Below are 20584 nucleotides of genomic sequence, written 5' to 3' on the forward strand. Positions count from 1 at the left end.
TCTGACTCCTCTAATGATGAAACTCTTTTCCAAATTCGCTTCATCATAAGGAATTCAGATTCCTTTTACTTCTTTTCTTATGTCGAACTCACGTTACCTGAGGTGTTTGGATGCTGGAATTCCATTTATAAGAGATTCAATGCTTGGTCATCCAGTAACAAGTGGAGCAGAGTTTTCAAGGCACTGATTGTTGATGCGGATTGGGAGTGGGAATTCATTGACGGCAGTTATATTAAAGCGCATCAGCATCGTGCGGGTGCAGCAGGTCAAGAACCGCAGGCCATCGGAAAAAGCCGTGCGGGCAACACCACAAAGATTCATTTGGCGGTTGATGGTTGTGGTTTACCAGTTGAGTTTGAGATTACTGGTGGAGAAGTGAATGATTGTTCTGTAGCACCGCAGCTGATTGCCAAGTTACCTGATGCACAAGCGATTGTAGCGGATAAGGGCCTATGTGAAATGTCAACAGACCCTAGTCAATAAGCAACACATCAAACTTCAAGCTATAAAACATAACCGGCTTGCAAATAACCAACTAAGGCGTTCTCCTATCACCTGAATCAATGAAATCAACATTTCACGTTTGTCTCTATCATCTTCTACGAATTTGGCCTTGCTCTTTCAGTGACTTAAATGATTAAACGGTCAAGTTGTTTGCTTGCCACTTACTCTAAGATGTGGCAGAATCCTTGCCTATTATGCACTTAATCGCATAGTATAACCGTCAGTATTTCCTTGATTAACGCTATCTAAGTAAGAGAAAAAATGAAAGAATCCGAACATGCCATTCAATCCAGTGTAGTCGCAGAAACCATGTCAGCTGGTGGTAGCGCAATCCCGCCTAAAGCAGGTGATTCAACTTTCATCGATAGCGTCCCACCTTTGCAGATGGGGCGTGACCTTGTTGAAGATGCAGTCAAGAAAAGTAAATTTAGCGTTTCCCAGATTCTGGTACGGGGATTTTTGTGCACACCATTTCTTGCCTATGCCACAGCTCTCTCCGCATTGCTGGCATCTCAAGGATGGCCGACAGCAGCCGCTGGTCTTCTTTTCCCAGTTGGCTATATCATGCTGGCAATACTCGGTCTTGAAATGGCGACTGGCAGTTTCTCCGTTATGCCCATGGCTTTACTTGCTGGGCGAATCAAATTATTAAGCGTGATAAGTAACTGGACATGGACATTCATAGCCAATCTGGTTGGCGGCATTTTCTTCGCCTGGTTGCTTTGGTTTGCCTTGACCAAGGGAGGTGCAGGAGAAATTCCTGGTGTATTGACCACGCTAGCTAAACTCGCTGAAAAGAAAGCCTCTTATTCCGAATATGGCATGACTGGCTGGTTTGCGGCTATTGGTATGGGAGTGTTATGTAACTGGCTAGTCAGCCTCGGACCAGTTTTCGCGAAGGCATCGCGAAGTGTGCCTGGCAAGGTGATGCTGATCTGGTTACCCATTGCAACCTTCTTTGCGCTTGGTTTTGAGCATGCTGTCGTAAATATGTTTGTCTTTCCGGTAGGAATTCTATCTGGCGCTGATGTAACCATTTCACAATGGTGGCTATGGAATCAAATTCCAGTAACGATAGGCAATATTCTGGGAGCAGTAGCATTTAATTCAGTGTTGTGGTACCGCACACATAGTGCATAAAACAGGAATAGCGCGGCAATGTATTTAATGTACCTCTACCGCGCACATTCAAGTTTTAACGATCCTGGTTCCGAACATAATGCGTAGCGTCCAGGCGACAGCCCAAGCACTTCCACCTAATAAAAGCAGTTGTCCTAGAATACGTTGGTCACTCAGCAGATAATTTGCACAAAGGCGATCTGGCAGATCTAGATATAACCACCCTAGACGCATAAAAGTAGCCCAAAATTCCAGTTTTAGAACTCCTTGCGCGATAGGATGAAGCAATGGCCAACTTAAACTAAGCGAAATGCCCATTAAAGGAACCGTAATAAATTTTACTAACTCGAAATACCATTCTGATACCGCTGCATCCAGGGCGCGTGGCAACATCCAGTAAGTCATGATAACAATAGCCAACGCCATACCTGTTATTCCCCATCGATTCCATGGTATTATCTTGCTTTTCCAATGCTCAGATAATGATTTTCCGATCATCCATCCAATTATCGTCAATATTGGGATCTGAACCAGCATGTGTGTCACCATACTTTGTTCCAGAAATTGTTGCAAAGGAGGTAAAACCAGTGCAACAAACGCTACCAGCAACAACCATTCCTGCTTAATCTTGATGGACATTTTCTTTATTTATTACTTGAGTTAGATATTCTTTTAGCTCATTAAGCTGCTCTACGCCAAAAATAGCAACTAACCTACTCTCTGGGTCAATAACATGATAGCCTGCAGAATGTGTATAACCACCATATTCATCAGGGATAACGATTACCTTAAAGAAATCAAGAATAATTTCTTTCTGCGATAAACTGGTTGGACGCGCCGCCATCCAGTATTTTAAATTGGCAGAAAAGTGAGAAAGGTGTTCTTTTAGTCTCTGAGGAGTATCATTTTCTGGGTCGAAACTGATACTCAAGAAACGTAGATTATTTTTCTCTAGTTGCGCAGCAAAATCATTTTGTAGGCTTCTTAAGCCGCTGCTAAGTATCAGACATACACTCGGGCAGCTCGTATAAATAAAATCTATAACTATAAATTGACCGTGCCAGTCGTGCAAACTAACAAGCTCTGAATCTTGATTCTGTAAACGCCAGTTAGGTACAGAACGAGGATTCTCACGCACTTCGAGGCGGCGTGCTTCTTCTACAGTAAAAGCACGCCCGCCATCTGTGCTTACCCACAGAATGAGCAATCCAGTGATAACTATGAAAATCGTTGCCAGGAAAGTTCTCACTCCTTATTTCTCCTTTAGCCAAAAGGCCAAAAATATCTCAAAACCGGTTGCTTATCTTACCTATAGCCACACTTGCTTTCTGAGTAGATATTTAAGACCTTTTTTAACAATTCTCCCTGATGAGGGAGAATTGTAACTTTAGCGCGGATCAGCAGCCCGAGGCAAGCTGATAAGCGCACGCAACGTAAATATCAGTGCTCCCAATACAACCAATGCAGCAGCCACAGTACCAACCTGTGCAAAGGTTACCCATTCTGTCATATGGGTTGCCCAGCGACGAGGAATACCGTTTGCGCCACTGGCAAGAAAGACCATGGATGTCATGAGGGCACCGATTAAGTAAGCATAGAATCCTAAGTTATCAGTTGCCTTGAGTTGATCACCTTGACGTCCCTCACCAATAAGATGATAGGTAAAACCAAAGATCATCGGCAGCAATCCAAGTAGCAAGTAGAAGTGGAAATGCCCTGGCACCCACAAGGTGTTATGGAATACTCGATTGACGGTGATCATCGCATCCAGAATAGCAGGGATTACGCCTGCGGCCCAGCCAAACATAGATAAGAACAATAATTTTGTAGTGGTACTCCATTGAATACCAGAACGATAAACGATCATCAATGCACCGTAGCCAGTAACCACCAGAACTGGTATGCCACTACCAAAAGAAAGCACTTGCCCGACTATCAATGCCCATTGAGGCATCGGAAAATCCATCATTAAATGATGTGGGTAAACTGCCATCACCATGAACACAATAGCAAACCAGGCTGCATAAAAGACCTTGTTAGTTTTCCATGGGCGACCCGTGTATCGAGGCAATAATTCATACACTGCAGTAACAGATGCATAAATGGTAGCGTTAATGAAGACATGACCAAAGAAATAAATTAAATTTTTCATCAGTAATGCATCAGGCTGGAACTCTGGCGTGTAAAGATTAATCAGTCCCATGACCAATACTACCGCTCCTGCAGCTATACCTAAAAAGTTGACAATCATCACCATGGTACCGGCGACTACAGTTGCTGGATGGGTATAATCAACTGCTTCCTTACCAAAAAGCTGAGTGAGTCCAAGCGCTCTAGAGAGGCTACCATAGCGCGCTAGAATGCCTCTGCCCATATCCAGATAAAGAATCAGAAATCCAGTTCCAATGACCAGCAACCCTAACTGAAAAACAGCTGCCGCTCCTGTAGACCAGACTCCCATAGATTTGGCTGGCAAGGGATAAAGAAAGGTCCACGCGCCTCCATAACCACCCAGAAAAATGGAGCCCAGAATCATGACGACGCCGGTCAGAAAAATGATGAAATTGATCCAGAATATGCTATTGCTTAAGCGTACATATTGACGTAAAAAATACCATAATACCCCGGTCGAGGCGATTCCTGCGGCACCCACAACCCCTACACCGTGCACTGTCATGATTTGATAAAACAAATCAGCGCCAATTTCCAGCCAGGTACCTTGCACTGCCCTCATGGTCAGCCCGGCTAGCATCATTAACAGAAATACCAATAATCCCCCGATCAGATGCGCCTTGACAGCAATCAGGGCATTCCTGTTTTCTGAATCGCTATATTCAACTGAATTGCTATATTCAATTTTTCCACTCGCTACCGCTGTACTACTCATAACCCCCTCCACTCTTTAATTGTTCTCAATATTACTGTTGATCTGCTTATTTTACTGTTAATTCTGTGATCATGGCGTGATGTGCCAAACCACAATACTCCAGGCACAGAATTTTATATTTCCCTGGCTTATCAAATGTATGCAAAAATTTATTGGTGTAGCCTGGCATAGCCTGGGTTTGTCCAACTAAATTCAAATTTTCATCATAGATGCCGAATCCATGGTTTACATCCTCTCCAGTCACAAGGAAAGCAACCGGTTTGCCTGCATCCACGGTATTAGGCGCTATCGTCCAATACCACTGATATGCACCCACCTTTACAACCTGGTGGTCATTCTCAGGATAATCTTTTTTCTGATCTGGAATTGGGAACGGATTAGTTGAAACAAATGAAACGGCAATACCAAGGGTAAGTAAGAAAAGAAACCATTTGCTACGTACCCCATACCATTTCTTTGTGATTGACGGATAATCTGCTTCAACTTTCTTTGAATTAACAATAACAAAGTAAAAAACTGCTACGATCAAACCCATGCACACAAGTGTGACAGCATATACTGTTGAAACCATTTTAAATTTCTCCCTCCATTTAATTGACGTTCAAACTCGCGAATCTACATTTGATATAAAGTGCTGTCAACTTATTCTTGACATAAAAAAATCCATTTTTGCCTTGTGGTTTATTGAGTTACGCTCGACCTACCCCTGACAGATCAGGAATCTTTCGTAAGTATATATGCATAAAACCAAGATAACATCAACTATAGCTAAACCAGTTAAGAATGATTCAAAGAGCATTCTCATTGAAGAGACTCTCGATGGAGCATCGAAATTTTCTGCGCAGGACTTTTGATTGCGCCCATTTGTGTTCTATTGAGGTTGAGGTCCGGGGAGTAAGCGGGTAGGTATTTCGAGCACGTACCCAGCTTTGGCGATGACCTCCTGGATATCCTGTCGTTTGTGGAAAGCGGCATTGTCCATCACGATGACGCAAGCCGGAGGAAGTTTGGGCAACAGATCTTGCACGGTCCACGCGTAGAAAACATCAACATTAATGCTCGTCCTGAACAATCCGATGGTATGCAGGAATTCTCCGATCAGCGCACCGATGACGTTTGTCCGCTCTTTGGCATGCCAGTCCCGGACGCCGTAGCATCTTTGCCCCAGGGGAGCATATCCATGCATGCGCGGCATATCATGGGCAAACCCACTTTCATCAATGTAAACAATCGTGCGACCGACAGTTTCATGCGCCTTGATTTTTTCCTCGAAGGAAAGCCGTGCGCCTTCGTTCGCCCCAGGGTGCCGCAGTGTTTTTTTATAGCTCACGCGCAATTTCCTGAGGGCAAGAAAAATCGCATTTTACGTAACACTCAGACGCTTTGCTCGTTCAAACTGGTAAGCATCGGGGTAATCGAGAACATCCTGGTGCAGCGCGTCGAGATCAATCTTGCGTCTTCTGAGCCCTTGTGGCTTGCGATAGATATTCTTAATCCAGCGCGTCACGCTTGCCACACCAACATCAAACCGGGCCGCCACCTCCGCTATTGTGAGTCCTTCTTTCTTTCGAACAGACAGAACTTTACGGCGAAAATCCAATGTATATGCCATGCCTTCTATCATAATTATAATTATCTTGTTTTGCTATATCAATCGGGAATACAGAAGTCGAAATGACAGCAAAAAAAGATTCCAGTACTTCTGGCGCAAAACATAACTTCACCTGCATAACATCCAACATGGTATAGCCGTCCAGCTACTCGATTACAGACACATTGTTTCCGCATCAATAGTCGCAGTAGCTGCAAACCGTATTTACCTTATCTGTACTGCGCTGTGTTTGTGTTATCCTGGAAACCATGGGGGACCGTTTAGTTGAAAAGTTAATGCCGCGGCATAAATCCCTCCTGCAACCGCACGATGAGGCTACTAGGAGAGCGCATCCCATGTTGCGCCAAATGCGAATACTGCGTTGCTCTTTGTTATGAGGGAGCAGCCTTTCATCGCACCTTGCTTACCCTCAGCTAAACGCATGCCACGTCGCATCCAATCACAGTTTTTAGGATTATTGCTATGATCGACAATTTAAGGAAAACAACTGCAGGATGGATGCCCAATCCGCAAACAAACGCTCTATCCAGATGAAATCAAACTGATTGCTGTGGATTGCGCAACGCTATCATTAGCCGATATTAGGAAATCGCGCCATCTTCAAAATCGGTGCGCCGCAAAACCCGGTCACAAACACAGGTAACTGATTTAGAATAGAATTTTTTGTGGATAGCTTTTAGATTTGATGCAAAATGCTATTGATCTAACTCACGCTATCAAATTGATTACACGAGATCTTCTCACTTCTATGAGTGATTCGGTTCAGTTTTACAGTTATTGAGCAATGATTCGATCGCAGTTCTAAGGGGAGATAGAGGCATTGCCAAAGCAAATTGATTCAAATTTTGCGCGGCCCTTTGGCTAAGTTGTGGTTTCTGTTTAGATGAAATGCTAAACAAATTTTTACGGTAATCGGTATACACGATAATTTGAATAGATTCTACTTGTGAATCAAACTTTCTTAGTAATGATGGGGTAATATATTTTAATTTTGCGGCTATAGCACTGCTATCTGCATAGATTACGAGCAATCCATCAGAAAATTTACCAATAATGCATCGTTTAGCTAGTTGAGGAGAAACAATTCTAAAAAATGTGCGTTGTATCTCAATAATTTGATTTGCTGATACGAACAAGCTCTGATGAGCCGGCATCCTGCTAAGGACGTTTAGAAAGCCGCTCACTCTGTGCGCAGTCATAAACTTTACCGCCATTCCAAAATACGTTAATTTAACCTAACAAGCTATCCCATGCATGTCATCCAGGCAATACTACACCCTTCACGGGAATTATTTTCCCCGCTTGCAGGATAATTGAAATAGAACTTGTTTACGAATACGACATCGGCATGTACACTCGCGAACCCCATTTCTCATATATTACACTAGCTAATGTTTAATAATAGCATTACTAACATCATCTTCATTAATGGCTGTTAGTGTGTTCTGAACTGCTGATGGAAGCGTTTCCGGTCTATGCTCTAGCGCCAATTCCAGAACCTGATCTATCCATTTTACTGGTTGAATTTTCAGTTTGCTCTTTATATTTGCCGGGATTTCATTTAAATCTTTAATATTATCTTCTGGTATCAGCACCATCTTAATACCACCGCGATGAGCCGCTAATAATTTTTCTTTGAGCCCCCCTATTGGCAATACTTCTCCACGTAGTGTTATCTCTCCAGTCATAGCTATGGTTGCACGCGCTGGAATACCCGTCAGTACAGAAACCATAGCAACGCAAATCCCAATACCTGCACTTGGCCCATCCTTGGGTGTGGCACCTTCTGGCAAATGAATATGAATATCTTTTTTTAAATAAAAATCCTCTGCTATGCCAAGTATTGCTGCACGACTACGGACCACAGATAGTGCAGCTTGCACTGATTCCTGCATAACTTCACCTAATTTCCCTGTAGTAATCGTTTTTCCTTTACCTGGCAACGCTACCGCCTCAATTGTTAGCAACTCACCGCCTACTTCAGTCCATGCCAAACCAGTCACTTGTCCTATCTGATTCTTCTCTTCTGCAACTCCATACGTATAACGATGAACTCCCAAATATTTAGCAAGATTCCGCGAATTAACGGTAAGTCCCTCTTTCTCTTCCTTCTTATTACTTACGATAGTCTTTACCACCTTACGACAAATCTTGGATATTTCACGCTCCATACTACGCACACCAGCTTCGCGCGTATAATGCCGGACAATATCTCGTAGAGCAGATTCAGACAGTATCAGTTCATTTTCTTTAAGTCCATGGTTTTGCATTTGTTTAGGTAATAAGTACCGTTTGGCAATATGAAGCTTCTCATCTTCCGTATAACCCGATAAACGTATCACTTCCATACGATCAAGCAGTGCAGAAGGTATATTCAGTGTATTTGCTGTCGCAACAAACATCACATCGGATAAATCGTATTCAACCTCAATATAATGATCAACAAAAGTACTATTTTGCTCTGGATCCAGCACCTCTAACAATGCAGATGCTGGATCTCCGCGAAAATCCATTCCCATCTTATCTACTTCATCCAATAAGAAGAGTGGGTTTTTGACACCAACCTTAGTCATATTTTGTAGAATTTTTCCTGGCATCGACCCTATATAAGTACGACGGTGACCTCGTATTTCTGCCTCATCACGTACCCCTCCTAAAGACATACGCACAAATTTCCGATTAGTCGCACGAGCAATAGATCTTCCAAGAGAGGTCTTACCAACTCCTGGGGGACCGACAAGGCAAAGGATTGGTGCTTTTAGTTTGCTAACCCTTTGTTGTACTGCCAAATATTCAACTATTCTTTCTTTAATTTTTTCTAATCCGTAATGATCTTGCTCTAACACAGCTTCTGCTGCATTAAGATCCTTACAAATTTTACTTTTCAACTTCCACGGTAACGAAACTAACGTGTCAATATAATTGCGGACCACCGTTGCCTCAGCTGACATCGGTGACATAAGACGCAATTTTTTAAACTCTGACTCAGCTTTCGCAAGAGCATCTTTAGGCAGTGAAGCAGCTTTAATTTTTTTCTCGATTTCCTCTAGATCAGCTCCTTCCTCTCCTTCCCCCAATTCTTTCTGAATGGCTTTTACCTGTTCATTCAGATAGTAATCTCGTTGACTCTTCTCCATCTGACGCTTAACTCTTCCGCGTATACGCTTTTCTACTTGAAGAATATCGAGCTCCGTTTCCAACAAACCAAGTAAATGCTCTAATCGCTTCTCCACATCAAAAATTTCAAGTATTTCCTGCTTTTTCTCTAATTTCAGTGGCAGATATGCAGCGATAGTATCAGCCAGTCGTCCGGCTTCATCAATACCCGCAAGAGATGCTAGAATTTCAGGCGGTATTTTCTTATTTAATTTTACAAACTGATCAAACTGTGATACTAGAGCACGGCGAGCAGCCTCTATTTCTGGTGTGTTAGTGGCACTTTCAGTCGAGATCTGAAGTGCCTTTCCTGAAAAATAAGATTCCGAGTCAATAAATTCTAAAATACGCCCCCGATAGCTCCCTTCCACCAGCACTTTAACAGTACCATCAGGAAGTTTAAGCATTTGAAGAAGACTCGAAACACAGCATATGCTATAAAGATCTCGTGGCGCAGGATCATCCTTGGCCGCTGATTTCTGGGCTACTAACAAAATATTCTTACCAGATTCCATAGCAAGCTCTAATGCCTTTATGGATTTTGGTCGCCCGACAAATAGTGGGATCACCATATGTGGAAAAACAACTACATCACGTAATGGTAATAATGGCAAAATCAATTGATTGGATTCGTTATCGTTAGCTACCGAGGTCATATTTTCACTTTAGATTAAGCACCACCGGTCTAAATTATGGTGCTATTCAAAAATATAGAATTAGGAATACTACAGTGTACAGTAGTTATTTCATGCGCTTCTAAATTTGATGTTTTTTTACCAACTTTACTCTAGATGTACTAGTTATACTTGGCCATCATAATTCTTTAAGCTTGCTTTGAATTCTTAGTAATCTTTGGTTGTTCTGAATAAATCAAAATTGGTTTGATATCACCATTTACAGATCCATGATCAATCACAACTTTAGAGACATTTTCAAGAGAAGGTAAATCATACATTATATCTAGTAATATCTCTTCCAGAATTGATCGCAAGCCACGTGCACCTGTTTTGCGCATCAATGCTTTCTTAGCTATCGCTTTGAGCGCTTGCTCCCGGAACTCTAATTCAACACCTCCTTCCATGTTAAATAGTTTCCAGTATTGCTTAATCAAAGCATTTTTAGGTTCAGTTAATATTTGGATCAGAGCAGCCTCATTAAGTTCATCTAATGTTGCAATGACTGGCAAACGTCCAACAAACTCTGGAATTAAACCATACTTAATCAAATCCTCAGGCTCAACAGCTTTTAATACTTCATTAATCTCTTTATGATTATTACGGTTGATTATTTCAGCGCCAAAACCTATACCGCCTTTTTCCGATCGCGACCGTATTATTTTATCAATGCCATCAAATACTCCCCCACAAATAAATAAGATATTGGTGGTATCTATTTGAATGAACTCCTGATTAGGATGCTTACGCCCACCCTGGGGAGGGACTAAAGCAATTGTCCCCTCTATTAACTTTAACAAAGCTTGCTGCACACCCTCGCCTGAAACATCTCGCGTAATAGAAGGATTATCAGATTTACGTGAAATCTTATCTATTTCATCAATGTAAATAATACCGCGCTGAGCCTTTTCTACATCATAGTTACACTTCTGCAGTAATTTCTGAATGATATTTTCTACATCCTCTCCCACATATCCCGCTTCGGTCAGTGTTGTTGCATCGGCAATAATAAATGGCACATCTAATAATCTTGCCAATGTTTGTGCTAGCAGCGTTTTACCGGAACCAGTGGGGCCAATTAAAAGAATGTTACTTTTTGCAAGCTCAATATCATCAGTATCACTGACTTTGGTAAAATTCCTTAAACGCTTATAGTGATTATAGACAGCTACAGAAAGAATCTTCTTGGCTGATTCTTGACCGATAACATATTGATCAAGAATCTTACAAATTTCACGAGGTGTGGGTAAATTAGATTTCACTAATTTGGTAGTTTCATTAAGTTGCATTTCTTCACGAATAATGTCGTTACAAAGATCAATACATTCATCGCAAATAAATACAGATGGTCCTGCAATGAGCTTCCTCACCTCATGCTGACTTTTGCCACAAAAGGAACAATAGAGAAGTTTATCGCCATCCATTTTTTCAGACATAATTTGACTCCATGACCATTGAGCAACGCCACTTTAATAAAGAAATAAAACTATTCAAATCTAATTACACCTCTTCAGGCATATGCCCAATTTATTTCTTATTGTCTCTACTCGTAAATACAGCGTCTACGAGACCATACTTTACCGCTTCTTCGGCACTAAGAAAATTATCACGGTCCGTATCTCTTTCGATGGTTTCTACTGATTGACCACTATGCTTAGCCATGATTTCATTCAAACGACTTTTCAGATACAAAATCTCTCTAGCATGAATTTCTATATCCGAGGCTTGCCCCTGAAATCCCCCCATAGGTTGGTGAATCATGACGCGAGAGTTAGGTAAACAAAAGCGCTTACCCTTTGCTCCAGCCGTCAACAACAAAGAACCCATACTTGCAGCCTGACCAACACAAAAAGTGCTGACATCCGGTTTTATAAATTGCATGGTATCGTAAATAGCTAGTCCCGCAGAAACCAGACCACCAGGAGAATTGATATAAAAATAAATATCTTTATCCGAACCTTCTGACTCTAAAAATAATAGCTGAGCCACAATCAAATTTGCTGATACCTCAGTAACAGGCCCTACCAGAAAAATAATCCTTTCTTTTAATAATCGGGAATATATATCATAAGCTCGCTCACCTCTCCCACTGGTTTCAATAACCATCGGGATCAAACCTAAACCTCTTGTATCCAAAATAACTCACTCCTGATTAAGCTGATGCCTGAGAATATCCCATCAAATCCTCGAAAGTCATCTCTTGATCAATTACTTTAACCTGCTCCAATGCCCACGAAACAACATTGTCTTCCAGTACTAATGACTCAATCTCTTTTAAACGCTCAGGTGATGAGTAATGCCACTTAATCACTTGTTCAGGATTCTCATAACTCTGAGCATAATACTCTACATATTTCTTTGTCTGTTCCGGTTTAACATTCAAACTATGGATTTTTACAATTTCAGCTAAAATCAAACCCAATTTCACCCGCCGTTCAGCTCTTTCCCAAAATATTTCAGGGGAGATAGGAATATCCTTATCAGCTATCCCTTTTGCTGCCAGGCTGTTTTTAGCATCCTGAATCAAATAGTTTACTTCTTGCTCAACTAAAACTCTTGGTGCATTACATACGGTCGTATCAAGTAAGCACTGCATGATTTGTTCCTTCAGTTTTGCTCGTGTCCTTTGGAAAACTTCACGCTCAAGACTCAATCGAATTTCCTCATACATTTTCTTTACGTCGCCATCTTCGATACCAAGTAATTTGGCAAATTCATTATCGATATCAGCCAGCACAGGCGCCTCAACTTTGTTGAGCTTGATATTAAATGTAACAGATTTTCCTGCAATTTCTTTATCATGATAATCAGCTGGGAAAACCATCTGAAATGATTTCTCATCTCCCGCACTCATACTGATAATAGCATTTTCAAAATCTTTTAAAATGTTTCCATCACCCAGAATCAAAGTAAAATCTTGTGCCGTGCCGCCACGAAATTCATTTCCATCGATCAGGCCTACGTAATCTATATTAACTCGATCACCTAATGCTGCTGGATGATCAGTCAATTCGTATTTGGCTCTCTGTTTTTGCAAGACATGCAATGTTTTTTCAACTTCTTGATCACCAATTTTTACGACGGGCTTATTCACATTAAGTACACTCAAGTCTCCAAGCGTTATATCCGGATAGACTTCAAATGTTGCACTAAATTCATAATGAGCATTATTTTCTTCAGACTGCTTAGCCTTAAAATGCGGAGCACCTACAATTCGTAAATTTTGCTGCCGAACCGCTTCTTGAAAGTGCTTCTGCAATATTTCTCCCAGCACTTCCTGGCGCAACTGCGCGCCAAATTGTTGAGCCACTATTTTCAGCGGCACTTTACCGGGACGAAAACCTTGTATTTTTACTTTTCCAGCCAAGCGCTTTAGACGATCATCTAATTCCACTTGGATTTTTTCTTGAGAAATCGAAATATCAAGATTTCGTTCCAGAGGATTGGGATTTTCAACGTTTGATTGCATTAAATCTTCCTAAATAACCGCTAATATAATTGCCAAGACGAATAAATTGCTTTATGTAGTTTAAGCAGAAATGGATTCAATCTTGCTTCCCTGGTGCGAAAGGGGGGACTCGAACCCCCACACCTCATCGGCGCCAGAACCTAAATCTGGTGCGTCTACCAATTCCGCCACTTTCGCGCATTACTCTGCTTTTTACTGTTTAATTATACCTTGTTATTCATAATATCACAGCCGGACTATCTTGCATCTTGACAAGATATTACTTTGCCGCTCACTCCCTTACTATCTGGCCCCATGAAGAAAAGATAAGCTCTCATCAAATCCTGAGGCTGAGGCAATAGATGTTTCATTTCACCTGGATGAGTTTTCATGCGTTGAGGCGAATGAACAGGGCCAGGAATGAGTGTATTGATACGTAAATTTGGCAATAACTCCCATTCTTGGGATTGAATTTTAACCAATGCTTCTATACCCGCTTTAGCTACTGCAAATCCACCCCAGTACGCAGATGGCTCATGGCCATGTGTATCTGATGTCATAATAACGCTAGCATCAGAAGAAGCTTTAAGCAATGGCAAGCAAGCTCGAGTAAGCGCAGCTGGTGCAAGTAAATTAACTTGCATGATTATTTGCCATTGCTCAAGCGTATGATTCTCCAATGGCATTGGACCAAAAGCAAAAGCAGCATTATGCAGTATTCCATCTAATCTCCCCAATTGTGATTCAATTGCGTCAGCGATGGCCTGAAAATCCTTCTCTACTGCTTTCTCAAAATCAAAAGGGAAAATGACTGCTTCTTCTCTACCTAGTGCTTGAATGTCATCGTAGACATGTTCTAGTTTTTCAACTTTGCGACCATGCAAAATTACCGTAGCACCATGAGTTGCGTAAGCTATCGCAGCAGCACGCCCAATCCCTTGTCCCGCTCCGGTAACTAAAATGACTCGCTCGCTGAGTAAATCTTTATCGGCTTGATAATTCTTTAAATTATTCATCAAAAATAGAGCAGTAACATGGAAAACGATTTATTTTATAACCATCTCATGCAAAATCAATTGCAATACCATGCATGCTATTGCTTGTTCGACAGAGAGGGGAAAAGGTCAATTAATTTCTAAAGCAGATCTTTGATGCAGAACTAATAAATGTATGAAGAGTTTATGCTTAAAAGTGATCCATAAAAATTAAACGCTACAGCAACAAATTGCTGAAACAAAATCTGCCACTGTAGCGATCCTATCATAATCAAAAAGAATAGGGTTACATTTCCATGCCGCCCATACCGCCCATACCGCCCATACCAGCACCATGAGGAGCAGCTTCTTCTTTCGGCAGTTCCGCCACCATGGCATCAGTCGTCAGAATGAGAGCAGCAACAGAAGCAGCATTTTGCAATGCTGAACGTGTTACTTTGGTAGGATCCAGCACACCCATGGCAACCATATCCCCATATTCACCTGTAGCAGCGTTGTAACCAAAGTTGCCTTGGCCTTCTTTCACTTTGTTTGCTACTACTGAAGGTTCTTCACCACTATTAGCCACAATTTGACGCAATGGCTCTTCTAATGCACGTAAAACGATTTTAATACCTGCATCTTGATCGTGATTTTCACCTTTCACTTTACTTAGGGTGCCAATAGCTCGCATTAATGCAACGCCACCTCCAGGGATGATCCCCTCTTCGACTGCTGCGCGTGTAGCATGTAGCGCATCTTCGACACGGGCTTTTTTCTCTTTCATTTCAACCTCGGTAGCCGCGCCTACTTTAATGACAGCTACCCCACCCGCCAATTTTGCCACCCGCTCCTGGAGTTTTTCCTTATCGTAATCGCTCGTAGCTTCTTCGATTTGAGTACGAATTTGAGCCACGCGCGCCTCAATATTTTTAGCACTACCCGCACCATCGATAATGGTAGTATTTTCTTTTCCGATCTCGATGCGTTTTGCTTGTCCCAAATCTTCCAATTTAGCTTTTTCGAGTGATAACCCAACTTCCTCGGCAATCACTGTACCGCCTGTAAGGATTGCAATATCTTCCAACATCGCTTTACGACGATCGCCAAAGCCTGGTGCTTTAACGGCGCAAGTTTTAAGTATTCCACGTATATTGTTTACCACCAGCGTGGCCAGCGCTTCGCCATCTACATCCTCAGCAATAATCAACAACGGTCTGCCTGACTTGGCTACTTGTTCCAGTACTGGCAGTAAATCACGAATATTGGAAATTTTCTTGTCGTGCAACAAAATATAAGGATTTTCCAGTAATGCGATTTGTTTTTCCGCACTGCTGATAAAATAAGGTGAAAGATAGCCACGATCAAATTGCATACCTTCGACGACTTCAAGCTCGTTTTGTAAACCTGAGCCATCTTCAACCGTAATTACCCCTTCTTTCCCAACTTTTTCCATTGCCTCGGCAATGATCTTGCCTATTTCCACATCGGAATTGGCTGAAATACTGCCAACCTGCGCGATTTCTTTGCTGGTGGAACATGGTTTGGAAAGTTTTTTCAAATCTTCAATGGTTGCTGCAACCGCTTTATCGATACCGCGTTTTAAATCCATTGGATTCATGCCAGCTGCAACATAACGCATCCCTTCTTTTACGATGGACTGCGCTAATACGGTCGCTGTTGTGGTGCCATCACCGGCCACGTCAGATGTTTTGCTCGCTACTTCCTTGACCATCTGGGCGCCCATGTTTTCAAATTTATCTTTCAGTTCGATCTCTTTTGCTACTGAAACGCCATCCTTGGTGATCGTGGGTGCGCCATAAGAACGCTCCAGCACCACATTACGCCCTTTTGGACCCAAGGTAACTTTAACCGCATCTGCTAGAATGTTAACCCCATTGACCAAATTATGACGGGCCACATCACCAAATCTTACTTCCTTTGCTGCCATAATCTTTCTCCTAATTTACAGTTAATTATCTAATCGCCAGTAATCTTGAATCCAATTAACCTTCGATCACTCCCATGATGTCTTCTTCACGCATTACCAAGTACTCTTCGCCTTTTACCTTAACGGCCTGGCCAGCGTATTTTCCAAACAGTACTTTGTCGCCCACTTTTACTTCCAGCGCGCGAATTTTCCCATCATCTCCCACCTTGCCTTTTCCTACCGCAATTATCTCACCTTGATCTGGTTTTTCTGCAGCAGTATCGGGAATCACAATTCCAGAAGCAGTCTTGCGTTCTTCTTCCAACCGTTTGACAATAACACGGTCATGTAAGGGGCGAATATTCATAGTTGTTTCTCCTAATAGTGATTAAAAACATGAACATCAGTAAATTAATAATATTGACCCGGACCCGGAAAGTCCTACAGAAGTGTTGGCAACAAACATGAGTATTATTAGCACTCATCGCCGACGAGTGCTAATAATAGAATCTATTAGAAGGAAATTCAAGTCAATGAGTGATAAAAAGTCAATAAGTTGTAAGAAGAGAAATAAAACCGGAATAATTAAGAAAGAAAAAGTGGAATAAAAAACACTGGGTATGCTAGTTGTTTATGAAACATGCTGAAGCGACAAGGAATTCAGCAAAGGCTGAAACACGGGCGTTTGAAAAGTGGTTTTACCACTAAAATTCATACCATTATCGATGCACTGAGTAGTCCTCTGGATTTTATATTGACTGGTTTTGACTGAGTGTTTCTTCCAAAAAATTAAATATTACAGAAAAATATCTTCTTGATTTGAGAAAATGGCAGAAATTACATGGAGTTTATACAGTTTGTCTCAGCGTTGATTTAGCTTCACTAAAATGTCAATTCAGCCTAGTCGAGCGGTCGAATCGACTCTATCATTAAAAGGAGTCAAAAACGATAATGAATACCTTTAACCAAATCAAGGATGAGAACCGCAGAGCCTTTATTAAAGGCATGGGTTATTACGCAAGCTTAGGACTGACTTTTTCGACCTTGTTAGGAGGATGTAAACCCATTAATGAGCATTCTATGGTTACACCATTGAATCTGACACCAGCCGAATGGCAGCATCTGCATCGCTGTATCGAATTGGCAACCGAAGCTTTGGAAGCAGGTGACGAGCCGTTCGGTTCTGTACTCGTAGCGGCGGACGGCACTGTGCTCGCCGAAGACCGCAATCGTGTGGTTTCTTCCGGTGACCGGACTCGTCATCCAGAGTTCGAGTTGGCGCGTTGGGCCGCGGCGAACATGACTGCTGAGGAGCGAGCTGCAGCTACCGTCTTCACCTCAGGTGAACACTGCCCGATGTGCGCCGCCGCGCATGGCTGGGTCAGATTGGGTCGCATCGTGTATGTGAGCTCTTCCGATCAACTGATGACTTGGCTTGCCGAACTCGGAGTTCCACCATCTCCAGTGCGTAGCTTGTCAATTCGGGAGATTGTTCCCGATTTATTGGTAGAGAGCCCGGTCCCCGATCTCGCGGAACAGGTACACGAACTGCATCGCCGCTTCCACAGATCATCTCAAGAAGCAAGACCACAAATTTAATCCAGATGAAGGCAATCTTGCCGAAAATTGCCCAATCCTCTGCTACGGCAAATTGCTCTGTTGTCACTGAGCAGGGGTTTGCGGGGCAATGATCGTGAGGTTTGGCGTCCACTTTGTCATACCTAAATGAAGCGCGCAAAGCAGGAGCTGATGTGCTTTATATACTTACCGGTGAGAGAAGCGGTAATGATTTGGCTTATGCAAGAGCCTCATCAAAGTTGCTTTATCAGATAAAGATATTGCCAGGTTTGAAGAAAGGGCAAATTCCGTATCTCTGCTATCAGCGCGTTGAGCTTGATGAGCGACAAGAAATTGAGAATCTTATAAGTCAAAATGAAGTATCTGTTTAACCTTGGATTGATCGAGACAACAGGAATAAAGCTTGCAACAGATAAAAAAGTTAAAGCTTTAATAACGCCTTATCAAATATTCAAAGCAAGTGGCAAAGTGGACAATAAGATACTAAAAGAAGTCATTATGCTCGCCAGCTCATAACTACCTCATTATTGCCGCAACGTATCATTCAGAACAACCTGGAAGCCCATAGCAAGATCAAGCAGTGACGGGGTTTTCAGTGGAACGGCAAAGTACAAAAAGTTTTAACGATATATTGCTGCTACTATGGTAATAAATTTGCATGTTATTTGGTACTGACCATAAAAGCAGCATTAACTCGTGTAGAGATGCAGGCTTATCTCTATAAAAATAAAAAGGAAAGTATTGCGCATGGGAAATGAGCCTAAATCCTCATATATCCTCCTATTTAGCAATTATTCCTGAACAGGAAAATATCAATCACATGCAATAATTCGATATTTATTTTCTATTTTTTGCCTAAAAAGTTTTATTTTTGGTCATTTTCTAAAAGTGTTTTTCCAAGCACTTAGTGACTTTAATCTATTATATTTAATAAATAATTTCGTATGTCTAATACTAACTCTGGAATTCCACAATCATCATCCCCTCTTCAAGAACGTAGTCAGAAAGCTGTTTGGCACCCCTGCACCCAAATGAAGCAACATGAAAACCTTCCGCTTATATCCATTGCAAAAGGACAAGGAGTCTGGCTATATGATTCCGATGGTAATCGCTATATCGATGCGATCAGCTCATGGTGGGTCAATCTGTTTGGTCATTGCCATCCCTATATTAATAGCGCGCTGAACGATCAACTCAACAAACTTGAGCATGTCATGCTTGCAGGGTTCACCCACGAACCCGTGGTATTGTTATCAGAGCGCTTAAGTAAATTAACCCCAGGAAATCTCGGACATTGCTTTTATGCCAGCGATGGTGCCTCGGCTACTGAGATTGCCTTGAAAATGAGTTTTCATTATTGGCAACAATGTGGTTTGACCAAAAAAACTGATTTTATCAGCCTGCAAAATGGCTACCATGGCGAAACACTGGGTGCGCTATCAGTGACCGATGTCGCTCTTTTTAAACAAACTTACGCTCCATTGCTGCGACATACCCAACATATGCCTTCGCCAGACTGGCGCAATGCTTCGCAAGGAGAATCCCCCAAGGATTATGCATTAAGAGTAGCGAATGAACTCGAAAACTATCTAGCTGAACATCATGAACACACTGCAGCTCTGATTCTTGAGCCACTTATCCAAGGCGCTGCAGGAATGGCGATGTATCATCCCGTCTACCTAAAGCGTGCCAGAGAAATTTGTGATAAATATCAGGTACATCTGATTGCTGACGAAATTGCTGTTGGATTTGGTCGTACAGGAACCATGTTCGCTTGCGAGCAAGCCAGCATTACCCCGGATTTTTTATGTTTGTCAAAAGGATTGAGCGGTGGTTATTTACCGCTTTCAGTCGTTTTGACAACATCTAATGTATTCCAGGCCTTTTATCATGACAAGACTTCACAGGCCTTTCTGCATTCACATTCTCATACAGGCAATGCTCTGGCATGTCGCGCGGCTCTGGCGACACTCGATCTATTCGAGCAGAACAACATTATTGAAACCAATCGTGCCAAAGCGAACTATCTCAACCAATTGTCGCAACCGTTGCAATCTCACCCAAAAGTAAAAAACTTTCGCAACTGCGGCATGATTTGGGCATTCGAAGTCATTACAGATGATACTGACTTTACGAATACCTTTTTTAAAAGGGCTCTCGACAAACAGCTATTGCTTCGTCCACTTGGCAATACCGTCTACTTCATGCCTCCATATATCATTAATGAGGAAGAAATGACGTGGCTGGTAAAAAGTGTTGTACACATTCTTGATACATTTTAAACCAAGAAGGAAAAGAAGCTACCGTATGCAACTTACTTTTCCGGGCTGGCCTGCGAAGTCACAGGTCCAAGCTATTTGATTGAAACAAATCGCACACATTTTCTGGTTGATTGCGGCATGTTCCAAGGCGGGCGTGAGGCAGATCGCAGGAATAGAGCTGCTTTCAATTTTGATCCAGAACAGATTGATTTTGTTTTGCTCACCCATACTCACATTGATCACTCCGGCCTCCTGCCCCGCCTCAGCACCTGGGGGTTCAGAGGCCCTGTCTATGCCACTAAAGCCACCAGCGACCTACTCAAAGTCATGCTCAAAGATAGCGCTTATATAGCTGATCCCATATAAAATGATTTAAAGTGCATAAGCGGTAAAGAGCTGCTCGATGGAGCATCCTTCCTTTTTTCTGATTGTTTTGGCCTG

Annotated in this window: 19 protein-coding genes, 1 tRNA gene and 1 pseudogene; 6 read left to right on the forward strand and 15 right to left on the reverse strand. The window is 42.1% G+C overall.

Annotated elements, in window-relative coordinates; all coding sequences use genetic code 11:
• Positions 1 to 93: 93 nt before the first annotated feature.
• Together BLV54_RS11270 and BLV54_RS11275 are read left to right on the forward strand one after the other, a co-directional pair.
• A pseudogene (locus BLV54_RS11270) lies at positions 94 to 450 on the forward strand (IS5 family transposase); the annotation flags it as partial.
• A 315-nt stretch (positions 451 to 765) separates the two neighbouring features.
• Entirely contained in the window at positions 766 to 1644 is an 879-nt protein-coding gene (locus BLV54_RS11275; RefSeq protein ID WP_176969753.1) for a formate/nitrite transporter family protein, read from the forward strand.
• Between the two features lie 48 nt (positions 1645 to 1692).
• On the opposite strand, the gene BLV54_RS11280 is transcribed toward BLV54_RS11275, so the two are convergent.
• The 15 genes from BLV54_RS11280 to groES all read right to left on the reverse strand — a co-directional run bounded on the left by BLV54_RS11280 (position 1693) and on the right by groES (position 16671).
• Positions 1693 to 2262 carry a hypothetical protein gene (locus tag BLV54_RS11280; RefSeq protein WP_090571731.1) on the reverse strand — a complete coding sequence of 190 codons (570 nt, stop codon included), beginning with the start codon at positions 2260 to 2262 and terminating at the stop codon, positions 1693 to 1695.
• Positions 2246 to 2872, reverse strand: coding sequence for an SCO family protein (locus BLV54_RS11285; RefSeq protein WP_090571733.1), 627 nt, complete (start codon positions 2870 to 2872; stop codon positions 2246 to 2248). Before BLV54_RS11285 ends, BLV54_RS11280 begins: the two co-directional genes overlap by 17 nt.
• Before the next feature lie 138 nt (positions 2873 to 3010).
• Complete coding sequence (locus BLV54_RS11290) at positions 3011 to 4510, reverse strand: cbb3-type cytochrome c oxidase subunit I (RefSeq protein ID WP_090571736.1); 1500 nt, start codon at positions 4508 to 4510, stop codon at positions 3011 to 3013.
• A 46-nt stretch (positions 4511 to 4556) separates the two neighbouring features.
• On the reverse strand, positions 4557 to 5081 hold the full coding sequence (locus BLV54_RS11295; RefSeq protein WP_090571737.1) for a cupredoxin domain-containing protein: 525 nt from the start codon (positions 5079 to 5081) through the stop codon (positions 4557 to 4559).
• Positions 5082 to 5381: 300 nt separating this feature from the next.
• Positions 5382 to 5840 carry a transposase gene (locus BLV54_RS16510; protein WP_218132385.1) on the reverse strand — a complete coding sequence of 153 codons (459 nt, stop codon included), beginning with the start codon at positions 5838 to 5840 and terminating at the stop codon, positions 5382 to 5384.
• A 33-nt stretch (positions 5841 to 5873) separates the two neighbouring features.
• Positions 5874 to 6122 carry an IS630 transposase-related protein gene (locus tag BLV54_RS16515; protein WP_218132386.1) on the reverse strand — a complete coding sequence of 83 codons (249 nt, stop codon included), beginning with the start codon at positions 6120 to 6122 and terminating at the stop codon, positions 5874 to 5876.
• Positions 6123 to 6868: 746 nt separating this feature from the next.
• Positions 6869 to 7321 (reverse strand): DciA family protein, encoded by a 453-nt coding sequence (locus tag BLV54_RS11305; protein ID WP_176969754.1) that lies wholly within the window; start codon positions 7319 to 7321, stop codon positions 6869 to 6871.
• Between the two features lie 189 nt (positions 7322 to 7510).
• Complete coding sequence (gene lon / locus BLV54_RS11310; protein WP_090571741.1) at positions 7511 to 9934, reverse strand: endopeptidase La; 2424 nt, start codon at positions 9932 to 9934, stop codon at positions 7511 to 7513.
• A 167-nt stretch (positions 9935 to 10101) separates the two neighbouring features.
• Positions 10102 to 11388 (reverse strand): ATP-dependent Clp protease ATP-binding subunit ClpX, encoded by a 1287-nt coding sequence (clpX, locus tag BLV54_RS11315; RefSeq protein WP_090571742.1) that lies wholly within the window; start codon positions 11386 to 11388, stop codon positions 10102 to 10104.
• A gap of 91 nt (positions 11389 to 11479) precedes the next feature.
• On the reverse strand, positions 11480 to 12058 hold the full coding sequence (gene clpP, locus BLV54_RS11320) for an ATP-dependent Clp endopeptidase proteolytic subunit ClpP (protein ID WP_090571758.1): 579 nt from the start codon (positions 12056 to 12058) through the stop codon (positions 11480 to 11482).
• A gap of 46 nt (positions 12059 to 12104) precedes the next feature.
• Positions 12105 to 13421 carry a trigger factor gene (gene tig / locus BLV54_RS11325; protein WP_090571743.1) on the reverse strand — a complete coding sequence of 439 codons (1317 nt, stop codon included), beginning with the start codon at positions 13419 to 13421 and terminating at the stop codon, positions 12105 to 12107.
• Positions 13422 to 13512: 91 nt separating this feature from the next.
• Positions 13513 to 13598 (reverse strand) — tRNA-Leu (locus BLV54_RS11330).
• Between the two features lie 59 nt (positions 13599 to 13657).
• Positions 13658 to 14416 (reverse strand): SDR family NAD(P)-dependent oxidoreductase, encoded by a 759-nt coding sequence (locus BLV54_RS11335; protein ID WP_090571745.1) that lies wholly within the window; start codon positions 14414 to 14416, stop codon positions 13658 to 13660.
• A gap of 265 nt (positions 14417 to 14681) precedes the next feature.
• Positions 14682 to 16325, reverse strand: a complete 1644-nt coding sequence (gene groL / locus BLV54_RS11340; protein WP_090571747.1) for a chaperonin GroEL — start codon at positions 16323 to 16325, stop codon at positions 14682 to 14684.
• 55 nt (positions 16326 to 16380) lie between these two features.
• Positions 16381 to 16671, reverse strand: coding sequence for a co-chaperone GroES (groES, locus tag BLV54_RS11345; RefSeq protein ID WP_090571749.1), 291 nt, complete (start codon positions 16669 to 16671; stop codon positions 16381 to 16383).
• A gap of 584 nt (positions 16672 to 17255) precedes the next feature.
• On the opposite strand from groES, the gene BLV54_RS11350 reads away from it, so the two are divergent.
• From BLV54_RS11350 to BLV54_RS11365, 4 genes are all read left to right on the forward strand, one after another.
• Positions 17256 to 17903, forward strand: coding sequence for a nucleoside deaminase (locus BLV54_RS11350; protein ID WP_256329416.1), 648 nt, complete (start codon positions 17256 to 17258; stop codon positions 17901 to 17903).
• 152 nt (positions 17904 to 18055) lie between these two features.
• Entirely contained in the window at positions 18056 to 18253 is a 198-nt protein-coding gene (locus tag BLV54_RS11355) for a hypothetical protein (RefSeq protein ID WP_143032494.1), read from the forward strand.
• 573 nt (positions 18254 to 18826) lie between these two features.
• Positions 18827 to 20164 carry an adenosylmethionine--8-amino-7-oxononanoate transaminase gene (bioA, locus tag BLV54_RS11360; protein ID WP_090571753.1) on the forward strand — a complete coding sequence of 446 codons (1338 nt, stop codon included), beginning with the start codon at positions 18827 to 18829 and terminating at the stop codon, positions 20162 to 20164.
• 75 nt (positions 20165 to 20239) lie between these two features.
• Positions 20240 to 20509 (forward strand): MBL fold metallo-hydrolase, encoded by a 270-nt coding sequence (locus tag BLV54_RS11365; RefSeq protein ID WP_371113292.1) that lies wholly within the window; start codon positions 20240 to 20242, stop codon positions 20507 to 20509.
• Positions 20510 to 20584: the final 75 nt, after the last annotated feature.

It is taken from the genome of Nitrosomonas sp. Nm33 (genome assembly GCF_900107265.1).
Classification (GTDB): Bacteria; Pseudomonadota; Gammaproteobacteria; order Burkholderiales; family Nitrosomonadaceae; genus Nitrosomonas.